This window comes from Leclercia sp. S52 (assembly GCF_039727615.1).
GTDB lineage: Bacteria > Pseudomonadota > Gammaproteobacteria > Enterobacterales > Enterobacteriaceae > Enterobacter > Enterobacter adecarboxylatus_B.
Genome location: NZ_CP152474.1, coordinates 625,309 through 645,281, shown reverse-complemented (window position 1 = coordinate 645,281; position 19,973 = coordinate 625,309). Strand labels below are relative to the sequence as shown.

The window sequence follows — 19,973 nt, the reverse complement described above, 5'->3', positions numbered from 1 at the left end:
TCACACAAAAATATTAACAGGCTGATAACTAAAACAAAATTAAACATGATGTAAATTTATTGTTATTGATATCACAAATTATTTACTTCTGTTTGCCAAACAAACCCTGAGGGGCTAAAACCTAATCATTAACATATTAATGAACTCAAAACCCGATACCCGGGCCCGAGGAGAAAGAAATGAAAGGTACAGTTTTCGCGGTGGCGCTCAATCACCGCAGCCAGCTTGATGCCTGGCGCGACGCATTTCACCAGCCCCCTTACAACACGCCGCCGAAAACCGCCGTCTGGTTTATCAAACCGCGCAATACCCTGATCCGCTCCGGCGATGCCATCCCGCATCCCGAAGGCGAACAGGTGCTGAGCGGCGCGACGGTGGCGCTGATTGTCGGCAAGACCGCAAGCAAAATCAGCCCGGATGAGGCCGCCGAATACATTGCCGGCTACGCGCTGGCAAACGAAGTCAGCCTGCCGGAAGAGAGCTTCTACCGCCCGGCGATCAAAGCCAAATGCCGGGACGGGTTCTGCCCGGTGGGCGATCGCGCAACGATCGGCAACATCGATAACCTGACGATCGTTACCGAGATCAACGGCCGGGAAGTGGATCGCTGGAACACCGCCGATCTGCAACGCAACGCCGCCACCCTGCTGAGCGAGCTGAGCGCCTTCGCCACCCTTAAGCCGGGCGACGCCATTCTGCTGGGCACCCCGCAGTCCCGCGTGGCCCTGCACCCGGGCGACCGCGTGCGCGTGCTGGCTGAAGGATTACCGACGCTGGAAAACAGCGTGGTCAACGCCCGCGAGCTGCCTGCTCAGCAAACCTTCGCCTGGCCGCTCTCCACCAGCGGCACGCTGTTTGCCCTGGGGCTGAACTACGCCGATCACGCCAGCGAGCTGGACTTTAAACCGCCCACCGAGCCGCTGGTGTTTATCAAAGCGCCGAACACCTTCAACGAGCACAACCAGACCTCGGTACGTCCGGACAACGTCGAGTACATGCACTACGAAGCCGAGCTGGTGGTGGTGATCGGCAAAACCGCGCGCAACGTCACCGAAGCCGACGCCATGGACTACGTGGCGGGCTACACGGTCTGCAACGACTACGCGATCCGCGACTACCTGGAAAACTACTATCGCCCAAACCTGCGGGTAAAAAGCCGCGACGGCCTGACGCCCATCGGCCCGCAGATCGTCGATAAATCGGCGATTGCCGATCCGCACAACCTCACCCTGCGCACCTGGATCAACGGCGAGCTGCGCCAGCAGGGCTGCACCGCGGATCTGATCTTCAGCATCCCATACCTGATCGCCTGGTTGAGTGAATTTATGACCCTGCAGCCGGGCGACATGATCGCCACCGGCACGCCAAAAGGGCTGGCCGACGTGCGCCCGGGCGATGAAGTGGTGGTGGAAGTGGAAGGCGTTGGCCGTCTGGTCAACCGGATTGTCAGCGAGGAGACACGGTAATGAAAAAGATTAACCACTGGATCAACGGCAAGAACGTGGCGGGTAATGAGTACTTCCACACCAACAACCCCGCTACCGGCGAGGTGCTGGCGGAGTTGGCCTCGGGCGGTGAAGCCGAGATTAACCAGGCGGTAGAAGCCGCCAAAGCGGCGTTCCCGAAATGGGCCAACCTGCCGATGAAAGAGCGCGCGCGCCTGATGCGTCGCCTGGGGGATCTGATCGACCAGAACGTGCCGGACATCGCGGCGATGGAGACCGCCGATACCGGCCTGCCGATCCACCAGACCAAAAACGTGCTGATCCCGCGCGCCTCGCACAACTTCGAGTTCTTCGCCGAGGTGTGCCAGCAGATGAACGGCAAGACCTACCCGGTCGACGACAAGATGCTGAACTACACCCTGGTGCAGCCGGTGGGGGTTTGCGCCCTGGTGTCGCCGTGGAACGTGCCGTTCATGACCGCCACCTGGAAGGTTGCGCCCTGCCTGGCGCTGGGCAACACCGCGGTGCTGAAGATGTCGGAACTCTCCCCGCTCACCGCCGACCGTCTGGGCGAGCTGGCGCTGGAAGCCGGCATTCCGGCGGGCGTGCTGAACGTGGTGCAGGGCTACGGTGCCACCGCAGGTGATGCGCTGGTGCGTCATCACGACGTGCGCGCCGTGTCGTTCACCGGCGGCACCGCCACCGGACGGCGGATCATGCAGACCGCCGGGCTGAAAAAATACTCGATGGAGCTGGGCGGTAAATCGCCGGTGCTGGTGTTTGAAGATGCCGATATCGAACGCGCCCTGGACGCCGCGCTGTTCACCATCTTCTCCATCAACGGCGAACGCTGCACCGCCGGCTCGCGCATCTTTATCCAGCAGAGCATCTATCCGGAATTCGTCAAGCGCTTTGCCGAACGCGCCAACCGCCTGCGGGTGGGCGACCCGACGGATCCGAACACCCAGATCGGGGCGCTGATAAGCGCTCAGCACTGGGAGAAAGTCTCCGGCTATATCCGCCTCGGCATTGAAGAGGGTGCCACCCTGCTGGCGGGCGGCCCGGACAAGCCGACCGACCTGCCTGCGCACCTGCGGGGCGGCAACTTCCTGCGCCCGACGGTGCTGGCGGATGTCGACAACCGCATGCGCGTGGCTCAGGAGGAGATCTTCGGCCCGGTGGCCTGCCTGCTGCCGTTTAAGGATGAAGCGGAAGGACTGCGGCTGGCGAACGACGTGGAGTACGGCCTGGCGTCGTACATCTGGACCCAGGACGTCAGCAAGGTGCTGCGCCTGGCGCGCAATATCGAAGCGGGCATGGTGTTTGTGAACACCCAGAACGTGCGCGATCTGCGCCAGCCGTTTGGCGGCGTGAAGGCCTCCGGCACCGGACGCGAAGGCGGCGAGTACAGCTTCGAGGTGTTTGCGGAGATGAAAAACGTCTGCATCTCCATGGGCGACCACCCGATCCCGAAATGGGGGGTATGAGATGGGCAAGTTAGCGTTAGCCGCAAAAATCACCCACGTGCCGTCGATGTATCTCTCTGAGATACCGGGTAAAAACTTTGGCTGCCGTCAGGGGGGCCATCGACGGGCATAAAGAGATCAGCAGACGCTGCCGCGAGCTGGGGGTCGATACCATCATCGTGTTCGACACCCACTGGCTGGTGAACAGCGCCTACCACATCAACTGTGCGGACCATTTTAAAGGCATCTACACCAGCAACGAGCTGCCGCACTTTATCCGCGACATGACCTACGACTACGACGGCAATCCCGAGCTGGGCCAGCTGATCGCCGACGAAGCGGTGGCGATGGGCGTACGTGCCAAAGCGCACAACATCCCGAGCCTGAAGCTGGAGTATGGCACCCTGGTGCCGATGCGCTACATGAACGCGGATAAGCACTTCAAAGTGGTCTCCATTTCGGCTTTTTGCACCGTGCATGACTTTGCCGACAGCCGCAGGCTGGGTGAGGCCATCGTCAGCGCCATTAAAAAATATGACGGCACCGTGGCGGTGCTGGCCAGCGGCTCGCTGTCGCACCGCTTCATTGACGACCAGCGTGCCGAAGAGGGGATGAACAGCTACACCCGCGAGTTTGACCGTCAGATGGACGAGCGGGTGGTGAAGCTGTGGCGCGAAGGCCAGTTTAAAGAGTTCTGCAGCATGCTGCCGGAGTACGCCGACTACTGCTACGGCGAAGGCAATATGCACGACACGGTGATGCTGCTCGGCCTGCTCGGCTGGGACAAATACGACGGCAAGGTGGAGTTCCTCACCGAGCTGTTTCCCAGCTCCGGCACCGGCCAGGTTAACGCCGTTTTCCCTCTGCCCGCTTAAGGACGCCCCATGCCGCACTTTATTGTCGAATGTACTGAGAACATCCGTGAGCAGGCCGATCTGCCGGGCCTGTTTGCCCGCGTCAACGAGGCGCTGGCCGCCACCGAGATCTTCCCGCTCGGCGGGATCCGCAGCCGCGCGCACTGGGTGGACACCTGGCAGATGGCCGACGGCAAGCACGATTACGCCTTTGTGCACATGACGCTGAAAATCGGCACCGGGCGCAGTCTGGAGAGCCGTCAGCAGGTGGGCGAGATGCTGTTTGCGCTGATTAAAGACCATTTCGCCGGGCTGATGGACGCCCGCTACCTGGCGCTGTCGTTTGAAATCGAAGAGCTGCACCCGACGCTGAACTTCAAACAGAACAACGTGCACGCCTTGTTTAAGTAGCGCGCCCTCATGCCCGGTGGCGCTTCGCTTACCGGGCCTACAACGTCAACGGCCCCGATCCCGGGAACGCAACGCGCCCCCGAACCGTAGGCCGGGTAAGCGCAGCGCCACCCGGCAACAGCAGCACGAAGGATATCGCCATGCTCGATAAACACACCCATACCCTGATTGCCCATCGCCTGCATCAGGCGGAACAGACCCGGGAGCAGATCCGCGCGATCTCGCTGGATTACCCGGCGATCACCATTGAAGACGCCTACGCCGTACAGCGCGAATGGGTGAGCCTGAAAATCGCCGAAGGCCGTACCCTGAAAGGCCACAAGATCGGCCTGACCTCGAAAGCGATGCAGGCCAGCTCGCAGATCAGCGAGCCGGACTACGGCGCCCTGCTCGACGACATGTTTTTCCACGACGGCAGCGACATCCCGACCGATCGCTTTATCGTCCCGCGCATCGAAGTGGAGCTGGCCTTCGTGCTGGCGAAACCGCTCCGCGGCCCGAACTGCACGATGTTCGACGTCTATAACGCCACCGACTACGTGATCCCGGCCCTGGAGCTGATCGACGCCCGCTGCCACAACATCGACCCTGAAACCCAGCGTCCGCGCAAAGTGTTCGACACCATCTCCGATAACGCCGCCAACGCCGGGGTGATCCTTGGTGGCCGTCCGATCCGCCCGGACGAGCTGGATCTGCGCTGGATCTCCGCCCTGCTCTATCGTAACGGCGTGATCGAAGAGACCGGCGTCGCCGCGGGCGTGCTCAACCACCCGGCCAACGGCGTGGCCTGGCTGGCGAACAAGCTGGCACCCTACGACGTACAGCTGGAGCCGGGACAGATCATCCTCGGCGGCTCCTTCACCCGCCCGGTCACCGCCAGCAAGGGCGACACCTTCCATGTCGATTACGGCAACATGGGCTCCATCAGCTGCCGCTTTGTATAAGGAGTTCACCATGCAAAACGCATTCAAAGCGGCGCTGAAAGCAGGCCGCCCGCAAATCGGCTTATGGCTGGGGCTGACCAGCAGCTACAGCGCCGAGCTGCTGGCCGGAGCAGGCTTCGACTGGCTGCTGATCGACGGCGAGCACGCCCCCAACAACGTGCAAACCGTCCTGACCCAGTTACAGGCCGTGGCCCCCCTACCCCAGCCAGCCGGTGGTGCGTCCGTCGTGGAACGATCCGGTGCAGATCAAACAGCTGCTGGACGTGGGGGCGCAGACCCTGCTGGTACCGATGGTGCAAAATGCCGACGAAGCCCGTCTGGCGGTGCGCTCGACACGTTATCCACCTGCGGGTATTCGCGGCGTCGGCAGCGCCCTGGCGCGGGCGTCACGCTGGAACCGCATTCCGGATTACCTGCAACAGGCCAACGACGCCATGTGCGTGCTGGTGCAGATCGAAACCCGTGAGGCGCTGAAAAACCTGCCGCAGATCCTCGATGTGGAAGGGGTGGACGGCGTTTTTATTGGCCCGGCGGACCTCAGCGCCGACATGGGCTTTGCCGGTAATCCGCAGCATCCGGAGGTGCAGGCCGCCATCGAACAGGCGATTGCGCAGATCCGTGCTGCGGGGAAAGCCCCCGGCATCCTGATGGCCAACGAACAGCTGGCTAAACGCTATCTCGAACTCGGGGCGCTGTTTGTCGCCGTCGGCGTCGACACCACCCTGCTCGCCCGCGGCGCCGAGGCGCTGGCGGCACGTTTTATCGATAAACCGGTTACGTCAGTTAATAACAATAAATCCGTCTACTGAATGTAAGATCTGGAGCGCACCATGACGACCTCTACCCTGCAAGATAATAAAGCCGTTGAACATCGCGTTATAAATAAGCTGTTCCGTCGTTTGATCGTCTTTCTCTTTATCCTGTTTGTCTTCTCGTTCCTAGACCGCATCAACATCGGCTTTGCCGGGCTGACGATGGGCAAAGATCTGGGCCTCACCTCGACGATGTTTGGCCTGGCCGCCACGCTGTTTTACGTCACCTACGTGCTGTGCGGGATCCCGAGCAACATGATGCTGGCGAAGATCGGCGCGCGCCGCTGGATCGCCGGGATCATGGTGGTGTGGGGCATCGCCTCAACCTGCACCATGTTTGCCACCAGCCCGCAGACGCTCTACGTTCTGCGCATGCTGGTGGGGATCGCCGAAGCCGGTTTCCTGCCGGGGATCCTGGTCTATCTGACCTGGTGGTTCCCCGCCTGGCACCGCGCCCGTGCCAACGCGCTCTTTATGATCGCCATGCCGGTGACCATGATGCTGGGCTCGATCCTCTCGGGCTATATTCTGGCGCTGGACGGACTATGGAACCTGAAGGGCTGGCAGTGGCTGTTCCTGCTGGAGGGGCTGCCCTCGGTGGTGCTCGGGGTGGTGACCTGGTTCTTCCTCAACGACACGCCGGATCAGGCTACCTGGCTGGACGACGAAGAGAAGCAGACCCTGAAAACGATGATCGCCCGCGAGCAGGAGAATGCCGTGGCGCACGCCGCCACGCCGCGCTCGACGCTGCGCGAAGTGCTCACCCCGGCGGTGCTGCTCTACACCCTGGCCTACTTCTGCCTGACCAATACCCTGAGCGCCATTAACATCTGGACGCCGCAGATCCTGCAGAGCTTTAACACCGGCAGCAGCAATATCGTGATCGGCCTGCTGGCGGCGATCCCGCAGTTTTGTACCATTCTCGGGATGCTGTGGTGGAGCCGCCGCTCGGACAGATTGAACGAACGAAAAAAGCATACCATCCTGCCGTACCTGTTCGCGGCGGCGGGATGGCTGCTGGCGTCGGCAACGGATCACAGCCTGATCCAGCTGCTTGGCATCATTATGGCCTCAACCGGATCCTTTACCGCCATGGCGATCTTCTGGACCACCCCGGATCAGGTGATTAGCCTGCAGTCCCGGGCGGTGGCGCTGGCGGTGATCAACGCCATCGGCAACGTCGGTTCCGCCGTCAGCCCGCTGCTGATCGGTATTCTGCGTGACGCGACCGGCAGCTTCAGCTCCGGGCTGTGGTTCGTGGCCGGACTGCTGGTGGTGGGTGCGCTGGTGCTGACCCGGATCCCGATGACCCGCCAGGAGAGCCGTGAAAGCGCGCCGGGGATGGCGGCGCAGAAGAGTCATTAAGGAGCGGCTATGTGCCAGAGCCCGATTGCCAATATCGATATCAGCAAAGAGTACGACGAGAGTCTGGGTACGGACGATGTGCATTATCAGTCGTTTAGTCGGATGGCAGCCTTTTTTGGCCGCGACATGCAGGCCCATCGCCACGACCACTATTTTCAGATGCACTTTCTGGATACCGGGCAGATTGAGCTGCAGCTGGACGATCATCGCTACTCGGTGCAGGCGCCGCTGTTTGTCCTGACCCCGCCGTCGGTGCCGCACGCCTTTTTTACCGAATCGGACAGCGACGGCCACGTGCTGACGGTGCATGAAGATCTGATCTGGCCGTTACTCGAGGTGCTCTATCCCGGCACCCGGGAGACCTTCGGCCTGCCGGGGATCTGCCTCTCTTTAGCCGACAAACCGGATGAGCTGGCGGCGCTTTCTTACTACTGGCGGTTGATTCAACGGGAGTCCACCGCCCAGCTTCCCGGACGGGAGCATACCCTGGTGCTGCTGGCCCAGGCGGTGTTTACTCTGCTGCTGCGCAACGCCAGTCTTGACGATCATGCGGCCAACGGCATGCGCGGCGAGCTGAAACTGTTCCAGCGCTTTAACCAGATGGTCGACGGACATTTCCACCAGCACTGGACGGTGCCGGATTACGCCAGCGAGCTGCACCTCACCGAATCGCGGCTGAATGACATCTGCCGCCGCTTCGCCAACCGCCCACCCAAACGCCTCATCTTCGACCGCCAGCTGCGCGAGGCCAAACGGCTGCTGGTCTTCTCCGACAGCGCGGTGAACGAAATTGCCTGGCAGCTGGGGTTTAAAGACCCGGCCTACTTCGCACGGTTTTTTAACCGGCTGGTGGGGTGCTCGCCGAGCAGGTATCGGACGCAGAAGGTACCGGTGTCGTGAGTTTTACCCCTCACCCTAACCCTCTCCCCATAGGGGAGAGGGAACAATCTGGCACGCTCATGTAGGCCGGGTAAGCGCAGCGCCACCCGGCAACCAGATCGCCACGCTGGACGGCCACTAAAGCCGAATAAAAAAAGCCCGCGATATACGGGCCATCATCAGGAAGCTAATTACTCTTTTTGGCTAATTTAGCCAGATACTCAAATGTAGCGACAGAAACTATGCCGACGATGACGTTAAGGAACACATAAATGTACAGCCAGGCATTTTCCAGGTTGTCCGAGTAGTAATCCGCATACAGAGTGAAATTATCATGGTTAATCCAGGTCATAAATCTGGCGATAGGTACTCTCAGGCTTTCAGCCAGGGGATCGAAAATGCCGCTTATCAGGAAAAGAAACGTAATTGCTAAAAATATAACAATGCGCAGCAACCATTTAAGGGGCCCTAACATTACACACTCCATTCGTGTTGCCAATCACGGTAATGTCGCCGTAAGCCCATAACTCATTTCCACCCAAGACCTTATGCTTATGTGCCCGCAGAAGCGCGGCCCTTACTGTGTAAAAATCCACGTTACGAAAGAACGTAACGCAACCCTCACTAATACCTGAGCCGTCCGGGCGGGGCGGATGTAGCCGGAAATGTTTTCGGTTGTAATGGAATGTACCGACATCAAATCGCATCACATCATCAATCACCCCATCTTTGCGAAACAGAGCAAACCAGTCGTAATAATTATTCCCGGTAAAAGCATGTTTTAACCAGGTTTCTGCGCGCGAACGCTTCCCACCAGTTGGCCTGTCAACAATCCAATAACTGCCCGGCGGAACGGCTGCATTCGAAAGATAAGAGCATTCAGGTTTATTCGCTAACTCCCCAAGACCGCTGAAAACGGGGAATGAACCTACGCCGCCTACATCGAGGCGTGCAACCCGGCCATTGTCATAAAGATTATTAAAGTCCAACCGACAATGGATCATGACGTCATCCTCTGATTCCACGAATCAGTAAATTTGATATTACCGTCGAGATAGAGCCAGGTAATTCTCTCGTAGGCCAGCGATATTGATTCAGTAGGATTACTGCTTAATCCAGATGCACTCTTGAAATTATGCATTACCGGCGTTACCGCCACGATTTTCACATTTTCGAGGATGAAGTGCATAAACTCTTCCTCTACGCCTGCGTCGTTGATGCGATACCATTTAATTATCGCCTTCTGAAGAGGTTCGCCTGTTGATACAGCACGGTAAAGATAGGGCGTGGCTTTATCGAACTCTTTCGTGATACTCAACTGATCATGAACGCGAGTACCCGTAAGTCGCCCCATATTGTAATCGTAGGGAATATGTACGCCGTGGTTAAAGCTTTGCATTTCTATTGCACCTTCACGGCTCAGAACATTGCTTCCACCAGGGATAAGCGTACCGGATTGATTATAAAGCCAGAGATAAGCAGGAACTGCCATGATGATTTCCTTATGCATTTTATGGTTAATCCTTATTAATCTTCCTGTAAAAAAATATCATGCTAAATCGTATGGTTAATTTCTGAATTTTGAAATTTACTATTTATCCACTGGCCTAGCGGACGCTTTCCCCCCGGTGGCGCTTCGCTTACCGGGGCTACGTAACCGTAGGCCGGGTAAGCGCAGCGCCACCCGGCAACCACACCGTACTCCCATCAAATCCCACCCCGATCACAAATCTCGCACCCGCCTGAAAAGTACCCGTCGTTGACCCATTCGTCCCTTCACGTCCTGCCTCTCTCACGCTTCAATTAAACAACAAAAACAACACATAAATTTAACAACACATTCCGATACGAGGTCCCTATGAAACCTGAAGATTTCCGCGCCAGCACCACACGCCCGTTAACCGGTGAAGAGTATCTGAAGAGCCTGCAGGATGGCCGGGAGATCTACATCTACGGCGAGCGCGTGAAAGATGTGACCACCCATCCGGCGTTTCGCAATGCGGCGGCCTCGGTCGCGCAGCTGTACGACGCGCTGCACAAACCTGACATGCAGGATGCGCTGTGCTGGAACACCGATACCGGCAACGGCGGCTACACCCATAAGTTCTTCCGCGTGGCGAAAAGTGCCAACGACCTGCGTCAGCAGCGCGATGCTATCGCCGAGTGGTCACGCCTGAGCTACGGCTGGATGGGTCGTACCCCGGATTACAAAGCGGCCTTTGGCTGTGCGCTGGGCGCTAACCCGGCCTTTTATGGTCAGTTCGAGCAGAACGCCCGCAACTGGTACACCCGCATTCAGGAGAGCGGCCTGTACTTTAACCACGCCATCGTCAACCCGCCGATCGATCGCCACAAGCCGGCCGATGAGGTGAAAGACGTCTACATCAAGCTGGAAAAAGAGACCGACGCCGGGATCATCGTCAGCGGCGCGAAAGTGGTCGCCACTAACTCGGCGCTGACCCACTACAACATGATCGGCTTTGGCTCGGCGCAGGTGATGGGCGATAACCCGGACTTCGCCCTGATGTTCGTCGCCCCGATGGATGCCGAAGGCGTGAAGCTGATCTCCCGCGCCTCCTACGAGCTGGTGGCCGGTGCGACCGGTTCCCCTTACGACTACCCGCTCACCAGCCGCTTCGACGAGAACGACGCCATTCTGGTAATGGATAACGTGCTGATCCCCTGGGAGAACGTCCTTATTTACCGCGATTTCGACCGCTGCCGTCGCTGGACCATGGAGGGCGGTTTCGCCCGCATGTATCCGCTGCAGGCCTGCGTGCGCCTGGCGGTGAAGCTCGACTTCATCACCGCCCTGCTGAAAAAATCGCTGGAGTGTACCGGCACCTCCGAATTCCGCGGCGTGCAGGCCGATCTCGGTGAAGTGGTGGCCTGGCGCAACATGTTCTGGGCGCTGAGCGACTCCATGTGCTCGGAAGCGACCCCGTGGGTCAACGGCGCCTACCTGCCGGACCATGCCGCGCTGCAAACCTACCGCGTGATGGCCCCGATGGCCTACGCCAAAATCAAAAACATCATCGAGCGCAACGTCACCAGCGGCCTGATTTATCTCCCGTCCAGCGCCCGGGATCTGAACAACCCGCAGATCGACAAATACCTGGCGAAATACGTGCGCGGCTCCAACGGCATGGATCACGTTGAACGCATCAAGATTTTGAAACTGATGTGGGATGCCATCGGCAGCGAGTTCGGCGGCCGCCACGAGCTGTATGAGATCAACTACTCCGGTAGCCAGGACGAAATCCGCCTGCAGTGCCTGCGCCAGGCGCAGACCTCCGGCAACATGGACAAGATGATGGCGATGGTCGACCGCTGCCTGTCTGAGTACGACCAGAACGGCTGGACGGTTCCGCACCTGCACAACAACACCGATATCAACCTGCTCGACAAGCTGCTGAAATAACGCAGCGGGAGGTCAAGATGCAACATGATGAACAACGCCTGCGCTTTCGCGACGCGATGGCCAGCCTCTCTGCGGCGGTCAATGTGGTTACCACCGATGGTGAAGCCGGACGCTGCGGCATTACCGCTACCGCGGTCTGCTCGGTGACCGATACCCCACCGTCGGTGATGGTGTGCCTGAATGCCAACAGCGCCATGAACCCGGTATTTCAGGGCAACGGCAAGCTGTGTATTAACGTGCTCAATCACGAGCAGGAAATAATGGCGCGTCATTTTGCCGGGATGACCGGCATGGCAATGGAAGAGCGCTTTACGCTCTCCTGCTGGCAAAAAGGTCATCTGGCCCAGCCGGTATTGAAAGAGGCACTGGCCAGCCTGGAAGGTGAAATAAGCCAGGTGCAGACCATCGGCACCCATCTGGTCTACCTGGTGGAGATCAAAAATATCCTCCTGAGCCAGGAGGGACACGGGCTGATTTACTTTAAGCGCAGATTTCATCCGGTGTTAATTGAACAAGAAATAACCGCCTGACATCCTCTCTCGCGCCAGTCGCACCCGCAGCTGGCGTTTTTTTATTCGATTTAATTTCACTTAGAAATAATCACCAGCAGGAATACTGCTTTATCTAACCGTGCTTTTCTTACCCCCACCAAAGTTAATAGTTGTGCGCTTTCGGATGATGCTTAATGACAAATTTGAATGAAATTCAAATGACAGATACCACGTAATTATGTAATCTTCGACACACAAACATTTTAGTGAATAATAAAATCCATATTAGTTGTTTACTGAATAGTCCCTCTGCGACATTACAGTAAAATCTGTGCATCTTTTGACCGGAATCGTCCATTTCCGTGCGGTAGCCTACCCTTTTTTTGGCTTTCCTTGCTTCATTTCTGCGTTTTTTGCTTTTCCTGCACCTGCATGACATCTCAACTGCTTAGCTATTAATCGCGGTTGATCACCATCGACATTTTATTTCGCATTCCAGTTACTGATTGTTGGAAAATATTGAGCTATGAAGAACGCAACTCGCCTTCTGGTGATTTCGCTCGCCCTCATGCTGAGTGGCTGTGCATATTCACCGAAGCAGGTTGAAGCCTCCCGACCGCTTGTTAATCCGGCCGCTTCTACCGACCTCCAGACCATGTCAGCCAACCTGCAACAACCTCTGAACACCCTGCCTCAGGGCGCTGCACTTAGCGCAAACGGCAACACCTATATTTTAGGCCAGCGTTATGTCTCCGCCCTGGGTCTGGAATGCATTGAACTGCTGCGTAACCGGAACTACAACCAGTCACAGCGCGGCGTGACCTGCAAGAACGGGGATACCTGGTATCTGGTACCGCAACTGGAACAGGCCTCTGCCAGCAACCTGCTTGCCGTGCAATAATTTTGAAGAGAAATGTTGTGAAGATAACGAATTTTCGGCAATTGAGTGCCATTCTGCTGCTGGCCTGCGCCTCTTGCGCGGCCTTTGCAGCACCCACTAAGGAAGATGCTCAGGCCTTTGGCATGAACACCCCGGCAGATACCGGCGATGGCCGACTGCAGCTCGGCGGTGAACAGGCGATGAGCGGTCAGGCGAATACCTCCTCCACCACCGGAACCTTTGCGCAGCAAAACCGCCAGGGCATGTTACTGCCGGGCGAGTCCGACGTGCGTAAACTCCTCCCGCAGTCCGAGTCCGGCCTGCCCCCTCCTTATGGCGCTAACCTGTTTGCCGGTGGCTATGAAACCGAGCGCAGCGACGGGTTAAACGATAACTATCTGATCGCTCCCGGCGATAAGCTGAATATCTGGATCTGGGGCGCAGTCAATTTCTCCAACGTGGTCACCGTTGATAATCAGGGAAATATTTTCATTCCTGATGTCGGTCCAATAAATGTCAAAAACGTGGCGGCAAGTAAAGTCAATAACTTAGTCACCAGCCACATCAGTGAAGTATTCACCAATAACGTTAATGTTTACGTTAATTTACTAACCGCGACTCCGGTAAGCGTATTTGTGACCGGCCCGGTGATCCGTCCGGGACAATATGCCGGCCAGTCTTCCGATAGCGTTTTATATTTCCTGAAACGCGCAGGCGGTATCGACTCCGATCGCGGAAGCTACCGTCATATTAAGGTGTTACGTCAGAACCGCGTCGTCCAGCAGATCGACCTGTACGAGTTTATGCAGCAGGGCAAAATGCCGAAGCTGTCGCTTAAGGACCAGGATGTGATCCTGGTGGAACCGCAGGGCCCGATGATCAACGTGGCCGGTAAAGTGCGTAACCCGTTCCGCTTCGAATTAAAAAACAGCACCGCGCTCGGCTCCGAGCTGATCAACTATGCCCTGCCGCTCGCCAAGGTGAGCCACGTGGGCGTGATTGGCGATCGCTCCAACGGCCCGTTCTCGGTCTATATGCCGTATAAAGATTTTGATCGCATTCAACTGAGCGACGGCGACAAGGTTCTGTTTAACGACGATATGCATGCTCAGGTTTACGACGTGCAGGTAATGGGCAGCTACCGTGGGCCATCTTACTTCACCGTGCGTAAAGAGACCCGTCTGCACGATCTGCTGAACCATATTCCGATTGACCCGAACATGGCGGATTACGGTTCGATCTACATCATGCGTAAGAGCGTGGCCGCGCGGCAGAAAGAGATGCTGGAAGATTCCCTTAACCGCCTGGAGCGCAGCGTGTTTACCGCGCCTGCCAGTTCCGACGGTGAAGCCTCCATTCGCACCAAAGAAGCCGAGCTGGTGATGCGCTTCGTGGAAAAAGCCCGCAAGATCCAGCCGCTGGGGAAAGTGGTGGTGTCGGATAAAGGCGTGATTGCCAACATCCTGCTGGAACAGGGCGACCAGATTGTGATCCCGAACAAGACCGACCTGATTCAGGTGGGTGGCGAAGTGATGATGCCGCAGGCGGTGGTCTTCAACAAAAGCGCCAGCCTGGAAGACTATGTGGCCTGGGCGGGCGGCTTTACCGACCGTGCGAACGACAAGCGTATTGCCGTGGTGCATGCCAACGGGCTGATGGAGTTTAAAGACGGCGGTGATGTAATGCCGGGCGATCAGATTCTGGTCATGCCGAAAGTGGACAGCAAAATGATGCAGTCCATCAAAGACATTACCCAGGTCATCTATCAGGTTGCCGTGGCGGCCAACGTGGTCCTGAACTAACCCTCAAAGCGGGCTCGCCTCAGCGCGGGCCCGTTCTGTTATATCGGCCTTCTCATGCTTAAACCTGTTCTCAATCAAACGCCCCGCAGCTCGTTTCAGGTGCTGCGGGATGTGACCTTTGGCCTGCTTATCCGTGAACTGAAAACACGATTTGGTAGTTACCGGCTGGGGTATGCCTGGGCGCTGCTGGATCCGTTGTTGATGATTAGCCTGTTTAGCGCGATTTTTGGGATGCGTAGCCAGAGTGGTTTTGGTGGTGTACCTGTGCAAGTTTTCATAACTGCAGGTTATTTGCCATTCATGTTTTTTAACAAAGTTGTCAGCCAACTGAAATCTGCAGTCAATGCCAATATGGGGTTGTTCTGCTATCGACAGGTGACACCATTTGCTACTTTCGTTGCCCGTTTTATCCTTGAAGCCATCATTGGGCTCGTGGTGGGATTTATTCTGGTACTTGGATTACTGTGGTTTGGTTTTGATGCAATACCCAGCGATCCATTAGAGGTCATTCTTACCTATTTCCTGCTAATGATCTTTTCATTTTCGTTAGGCATCGTTTTTTGTGTGCTGGGCAGTTTATTCAAGGAAGCAGATAAATTCCTGAGCCTAATGATGATGCCACTGATGTTTATCTCCTGTGTGATGTATCCCCTTGCAACCGTACCTACGCAGTTTCAGCACTGGTTTTTATGGAACCCATTAGTTCATGCTATTGAGCTGATTCGCTCTGGCTGGATTGGGGGTTATGTCAGTCCGAATGTCAGTTGGACTTATTTGGCTGGAGTCACATTGGTACTACTGACCTTTGCGATGAGTTGCTACCGTCTGAGCCATCGTCGCCTGATTGCCAGCTAAAGCGAATTACGATGATTATTCTAGATAACGTCTCAAAGTATTACCCCACCAAGTTCGGTCGAAATTATGTGTTGCGTGATGTAAACATCACCCTGCCCCGCGATCGCAACATTGGTATTTTGGGTGCCAACGGAGCAGGAAAATCAACGTTACTGCGTCTGCTGGGTGGGATGGATGCGCCAAGCAAAGGAAAAGTAAGTCGACACTGTCGCGTCTCCTGGCCACTTGCATTGAACGGTGGATTTCAGGGCAGCATGACCGGAAGAGAAAATACCCGCTTTGTCTGCCGCATCCACGGTGTGCGTGAAACGCAGGCCATTGAAGAATGGGTGAAGGAGTTTTCGGAAATCGGCCAGCATTTCGAACTGCCTATTAAGGCTTATTCAAGCGGGATGAAATCAAAATTCGGCTTTGCCGTCAGTATGGCTTTTGATTTTGATATCTACCTGACCGATGAAATCACCTCCGTAGGTGATGCACGCTTTAAACAAAAATGCATTGACGTCTTCAACCAAAAACGTGAGACCGCCAGCCTGATCATGGTGTCGCATGATATGAAGAACTTACGTCAACAGTGCGATATGGGTATTTTGCTGCGTAACAGCACCCTTGAAATATTCGACAATATCGAAGATGCCATCAGTATTTATCAGAAACTATAACAAGCCCAAAAATCATGACCCAACCAATTCGCGCTAATAAATCTTCCGGCTTGATGCGTAAGCTGCATAAATTAAAAACCAAGCCAAAACATTTTATTATTGATTCCAGTGGTTACAAGCTTGCCCACCGATCCTGGAGACAGAGTCTCAAACTTGGTAGTTTTCAGTGGGTTGTGGCCTGTTTTGCCATCGCTGTTATCTATTTCGGATTCATTGCCTCCGATCGCTATGTGAGCCGGGCAGAGTTAGTCGTTAAGCAAGCTGACCAAATTAAAATGCTGCCCGATGCTCTTTCCATGCTGGGACTAGGGGGGAAATAATCATCAGGATGTGCTGCTCATTCAGGACTATCTTAAGTCTGCCGATCTGCTTAACAAACTGGATAAAGAGTTAGGTCTGAAAGCCCATTATCAGAGCCATAAAGTCGATTACTTCTCTCGCCTGCCTGACAATGTTAGCCGGGAGGAATTTCTGAAGTATTACCGGGAACACCTCACATTACGCATGGATGATATCTCCGGTGTGCTGACGATTGAGTTGCAGGCGTTTGACCCAGCCTATGGTCAGAAAGTGGTAGGCGTGATGCTGAAAGAGTCCGAAGGATTTATCAATAAATTAGGACACCAGGTCGCACTGGAACAGCTGGCCTTTGTCGAAAAAGAAGTTGATCACGCCTACCAACGATTACAGGCAGAAAAAGCCAAAGTGCTGGAATTTCAAAACACCCATCACCTTATTAGTCCTGAATCGACCAGCACAGCCCGCATGGGTGTAGTAAGCCAGATTGAAGGTCAGTTGGCCCAGCAGCAGGCTCAATTAAAGCAGCTGCAAAGCTATATGAAAGCTACCGCACCGGCTGTTGTTTCTGTTCAAGCCCGAGTTGATGCTTTAACCGAGCAACTGGCTCAGGAACAATCCAGACTGACCGGTGCGGATAAAAATTCAATGAACGAAGTGACCGCCAGCTATATGGATGTACAAACGCAGGCCACGCTCGCGGCCGACCTCTACAAAACCGGGCTTATCAGCCTGGAACAAGCCAGAATAGAGGCGTACCGCAAACTTAAGCATCTGCTGGTCATTAGCCAGCCGACGCTGGCAGAAGATGCCGAATACCCACGCCGTCTTTATAACCTCGCCACCATCGGCGTACTGCTATGCCTGTTATATGGATTGATCGTGATGGGCCTTGCAACCCTGCGTGAGCATCAGGATTAACAACCTCATCCGTTAAATCAGGACCAGAACTCCTACGCGGGTTCTGGCCTTTCGTAACCTAATCATAAAGTGGTCATCTGACGATCACGCTAATTAATCATTGTTCTCATATTGAAGGGATATCCCCATGGGCACTCAGCAAAGCAGCCGTATACAGGCAACCCGGAAGCAAGCATCAGTGAAACAAACAAATACCGAGCTGGATGTTATTTTTAAGCGCCCTATTTTCTGGCGCCCGTCTTACATCGCGCAATCCTCCTGGTTGGAACATATTCCTTTTGCTTTCTGGTTGGTTGATACCCTGCAGCCTCGCAACATTGTCGAACTGGGTACCCATTACGGTAGCTCCTATTTTTCTTTCTGCCAGGCGGTGACAAAACTTGATCTCGGAACCCAATGCTATGCGGTAGATACCTGGGGTGGTGATGAACATGCCGGGCAGTATGGTGAAGAGGTTTATCGCCAAGTCTCCGAATACAACCAGCAACATTACTCTGATTTTTCGACGCTGGTGCGCAGCACATTCGATCAGGCACTGGAGCATTTCCCGCAAGGTAGCATTGATTTGCTGCATATTGATGGTCTGCATACCCTCGAAGCTGTTCGTCACGATTTTGAAAGCTGGCTGCCGAAGCTGTCTGACAGAGCCGTTGTCATCATGCACGATACTAACGTACGCGAACGCGGCTTTGGGGTATTCCAGCTTCTGGACGAACTTAAGCAGCAGTATCCTCATTTTGAGTTCGCGCATGGTCACGGTTTGGGTGTGATTGGCGTAGGTAAAGAGCAATCATCAGAGATGATGAGCCTGTATGATCTTTCTGGTAATGCCTCTGCGACAAGACAGGTTCAGGAAGTCTTCTCCCGTCTAGGAAAAGCTTGCGGCCATAGCTGGGAAAACAGCGAGTTAAAACGCCAGATGGTCGCGCAGCAAGCAGAAGCTCAGGAAGATATGGAACAACAGGCTCTGGAAAGGGGCCGTCTGGCAGAGCGAATCACCGCCCAGCACCATGCCTTGAAAGACCTGGAGGGCAAACTTCAACAACATGCCGATCAAAACGCAGAACTGGTGCAGCTAAAACAGACTGCCACCGACATGCAAACAGCCCTCATCCAGTGTGAACAACAACGCGACAAGAGTCTCGCAAGTCAGCAAAACCTGGAAAGCGAGCTGGCAGATACCCGACGGGAACTTACACAGATAGTTGTAGAACGTGATCGGGTTGCACAGGAACAGCAGAGCGCACTACAACAGATTGATGAACTGACTAATGCGCTCAAAGCTGCGCATGAGCAGCAGGATGAGCTAAGCCAGACTCTGGCGACCGAAACCTGCCATTGGCAACAGCAACAACAAACACTGACTCAAACTCATCGTCAGTTGCAGTTACAATATGATGGTCTTACCGCCGACTTAGAAGCGAGAGCAGTTGAAATCATCAACCTGAGACAGACTATTGATAAGCAAAGTGTTGAGATTGGGCAGACGCGTAACCAGTTAGTGCAAAAGCAAGCGGAACTATTTAACCAAGAGAGTGTGCTAAAAGAACGCTTTAATGAGATAGCAACACTTACTGGCTGGCTGGAAGAACGTGAAGAGGCATTAGCAATTGCGGCCAGCGAACAACAAAAAATCAAAGAAGAGCACCAGACTTATCAAGAAACGTGGCGCGATAAGCAGTTGCAATATCAAACCGAGCAGGCAGAACATCAGCAACAGTTGAGTGAACTTCAGCAACAACTGGATGAACTTAAGCAAGCATTGAGTGAAAGGTTTATCGAGATTGCGACGCTTACTGGTTGGCTGGAAGACCATGAACAGATAATAGAAAAATCATCAAACGAGTATAAACAAGCTATACAAGAACATAATTTTCACCAGCAAGCATGGCGAACCGAACAACAACAACTGACCGCACACGCTGAACAAGCAACTCAGCAGAAAGCCGACCTGAATAAGCAGATTAGTGAGCTGGTGAAGCGTAATAAAGAACTTGAAACAAATATCGCTGAGCGATTCCACGAGCTAGCGATTATGACTAATTTGGTCGAAGAACAATCAAGAGAACTCAGAAACGGCGAACAACAGACAGAACAGCTTAAGGCTCGTATCAATAACTTAAAAGGCACTGTCTCGTGGCGTCTGACAGCACCTGTCAGAGCTCTGGCAAAGCCTTTTAAAGAAAGTCCTAAGTACAGTGTTAAACAAATCAATGCTATTGCTGAATCAGGCTTTTTTGATGAACAATGGTACCGTCAACAATATCCAGACTCTGTAAATGCCAGCTCAGCAATCGTGCATTATCTGAATACAGGTGCAAAAAAACGTTATAACCCCAGCCCTAAATTTGATACCAGTTGGTATCTAAATATGTATCCGGATGTCGCTAATGGAGAAGTGAATCCTCTCTTGCATTACATTTTGCATGGGCAACACGAAGGACGACTGTGTCGCTCACAGTCCTGAT

At 54.9% G+C, this 19,973-nt stretch carries 18 protein-coding genes and 2 pseudogenes; 17 read left to right on the top strand and 3 right to left on the bottom strand.

The features are described from left to right. Nucleotides 1–179 precede the first annotated feature (179 nt). The 8 genes and pseudogenes from hpaG (at nucleotide 180) to hpaA (ending at nucleotide 8,197) form a co-directional block, all read left to right on the top strand. Complete coding sequence (hpaG, locus tag AAHB66_RS03075) at nucleotides 180–1,466, top strand: 4-hydroxyphenylacetate degradation bifunctional isomerase/decarboxylase (RefSeq protein ID WP_347115182.1); 1,287 nt, start codon at nucleotides 180–182, stop codon at nucleotides 1,464–1,466. After that, a complete protein-coding gene (gene hpaE / locus AAHB66_RS03070; RefSeq protein WP_347115181.1) occupies nucleotides 1,466–2,932 on the top strand; it encodes a 5-carboxymethyl-2-hydroxymuconate semialdehyde dehydrogenase in 1,467 nt (488 codons plus the stop codon). Before hpaG ends, hpaE begins: the two co-directional genes overlap by 1 nt. Nucleotide 2,933: 1 nt before the next feature. Beyond that, nucleotides 2,934–3,786, top strand: a pseudogene (gene hpaD / locus AAHB66_RS03065) (3,4-dihydroxyphenylacetate 2,3-dioxygenase). 9 nt (nucleotides 3,787–3,795) lie between these two features. Beyond that, the gene (locus AAHB66_RS03060; RefSeq protein WP_347115180.1) at nucleotides 3,796–4,176 is read left to right on the top strand and encodes a 5-carboxymethyl-2-hydroxymuconate Delta-isomerase; all 381 of its coding nucleotides are present in this window, start codon (nucleotides 3,796–3,798) and stop codon (nucleotides 4,174–4,176) included. A 140-nt stretch (nucleotides 4,177–4,316) separates the two neighbouring features. After that, nucleotides 4,317–5,120: a 2-oxo-hept-4-ene-1,7-dioate hydratase gene (gene hpaH / locus AAHB66_RS03055; RefSeq protein WP_347115179.1), complete on the top strand. Its 804-nt coding sequence runs from the start codon at nucleotides 4,317–4,319 to the stop codon at nucleotides 5,118–5,120. A 10-nt stretch (nucleotides 5,121–5,130) separates the two neighbouring features. Next, nucleotides 5,131–5,929: pseudogene (gene hpaI / locus AAHB66_RS03050) on the top strand (4-hydroxy-2-oxoheptanedioate aldolase). Between the two features lie 21 nt (nucleotides 5,930–5,950). After that, entirely contained in the window at nucleotides 5,951–7,297 is a 1,347-nt protein-coding gene (gene hpaX / locus AAHB66_RS03045; RefSeq protein WP_347115178.1) for a 4-hydroxyphenylacetate permease, read from the top strand. 9 nt (nucleotides 7,298–7,306) lie between these two features. Beyond that, nucleotides 7,307–8,197 (top strand): 4-hydroxyphenylacetate catabolism regulatory protein HpaA, encoded by an 891-nt coding sequence (gene hpaA, locus AAHB66_RS03040; protein ID WP_347115177.1) that lies wholly within the window; start codon nucleotides 7,307–7,309, stop codon nucleotides 8,195–8,197. Between the two features lie 166 nt (nucleotides 8,198–8,363). On the opposite strand, the gene AAHB66_RS03035 is transcribed toward hpaA, so the two are convergent. From AAHB66_RS03035 to tssD, 3 genes are read right to left on the bottom strand one after another with little or no spacing between them, the layout of a single operon-like run. Next, a complete protein-coding gene (locus AAHB66_RS03035; protein ID WP_347115176.1) occupies nucleotides 8,364–8,651 on the bottom strand; it encodes a hypothetical protein in 288 nt (95 codons plus the stop codon). Beyond that, on the bottom strand, nucleotides 8,635–9,180 hold the full coding sequence (locus tag AAHB66_RS03030) for a DUF2778 domain-containing protein (protein ID WP_347115175.1): 546 nt from the start codon (nucleotides 9,178–9,180) through the stop codon (nucleotides 8,635–8,637). The genes AAHB66_RS03035 and AAHB66_RS03030 overlap by 17 nt, the downstream gene beginning before the upstream one ends. Beyond that, the gene (gene tssD / locus AAHB66_RS03025; protein WP_347116410.1) at nucleotides 9,177–9,668 is read right to left on the bottom strand and encodes a type VI secretion system tube protein TssD; all 492 of its coding nucleotides are present in this window, start codon (nucleotides 9,666–9,668) and stop codon (nucleotides 9,177–9,179) included. Before tssD ends, AAHB66_RS03030 begins: the two co-directional genes overlap by 4 nt. A gap of 366 nt (nucleotides 9,669–10,034) precedes the next feature. On the opposite strand from tssD, the gene hpaB reads away from it, so the two are divergent. From hpaB to AAHB66_RS02980, 9 genes are all read left to right on the top strand, one after another. Further along, on the top strand, nucleotides 10,035–11,597 hold the full coding sequence (gene hpaB, locus AAHB66_RS03020; protein ID WP_312806412.1) for a 4-hydroxyphenylacetate 3-monooxygenase, oxygenase component: 1,563 nt from the start codon (nucleotides 10,035–10,037) through the stop codon (nucleotides 11,595–11,597). A 17-nt stretch (nucleotides 11,598–11,614) separates the two neighbouring features. Continuing rightward, entirely contained in the window at nucleotides 11,615–12,127 is a 513-nt protein-coding gene (locus AAHB66_RS03015; protein ID WP_347115174.1) for a 4-hydroxyphenylacetate 3-monooxygenase reductase subunit, read from the top strand. A gap of 487 nt (nucleotides 12,128–12,614) precedes the next feature. Further along, nucleotides 12,615–12,989, top strand: a complete 375-nt coding sequence (locus AAHB66_RS03010) for a hypothetical protein (protein WP_347115173.1) — start codon at nucleotides 12,615–12,617, stop codon at nucleotides 12,987–12,989. Between the two features lie 17 nt (nucleotides 12,990–13,006). Then, nucleotides 13,007–14,770, top strand: coding sequence for a polysaccharide biosynthesis/export family protein (locus tag AAHB66_RS03005; RefSeq protein ID WP_347115172.1), 1,764 nt, complete (start codon nucleotides 13,007–13,009; stop codon nucleotides 14,768–14,770). A gap of 111 nt (nucleotides 14,771–14,881) precedes the next feature. After that, the gene (locus AAHB66_RS03000) at nucleotides 14,882–15,625 is read left to right on the top strand and encodes an ABC transporter permease (RefSeq protein ID WP_347115171.1); all 744 of its coding nucleotides are present in this window, start codon (nucleotides 14,882–14,884) and stop codon (nucleotides 15,623–15,625) included. A gap of 11 nt (nucleotides 15,626–15,636) precedes the next feature. Next, nucleotides 15,637–16,287: an ABC transporter ATP-binding protein gene (locus AAHB66_RS02995; protein WP_347115170.1), complete on the top strand. Its 651-nt coding sequence runs from the start codon at nucleotides 15,637–15,639 to the stop codon at nucleotides 16,285–16,287. A 14-nt stretch (nucleotides 16,288–16,301) separates the two neighbouring features. After that, a complete protein-coding gene (locus AAHB66_RS02990) occupies nucleotides 16,302–16,607 on the top strand; it encodes a hypothetical protein (protein ID WP_347115169.1) in 306 nt (101 codons plus the stop codon). Nucleotides 16,608–16,617: 10 nt separating this feature from the next. Further along, nucleotides 16,618–17,505, top strand: coding sequence for a sugar transporter (locus AAHB66_RS02985; RefSeq protein ID WP_347115168.1), 888 nt, complete (start codon nucleotides 16,618–16,620; stop codon nucleotides 17,503–17,505). Nucleotides 17,506–17,632: 127 nt separating this feature from the next. Next, a complete protein-coding gene (locus AAHB66_RS02980; RefSeq protein WP_347115167.1) occupies nucleotides 17,633–19,972 on the top strand; it encodes a class I SAM-dependent methyltransferase in 2,340 nt (779 codons plus the stop codon). Nucleotide 19,973: the final 1 nt, after the last annotated feature.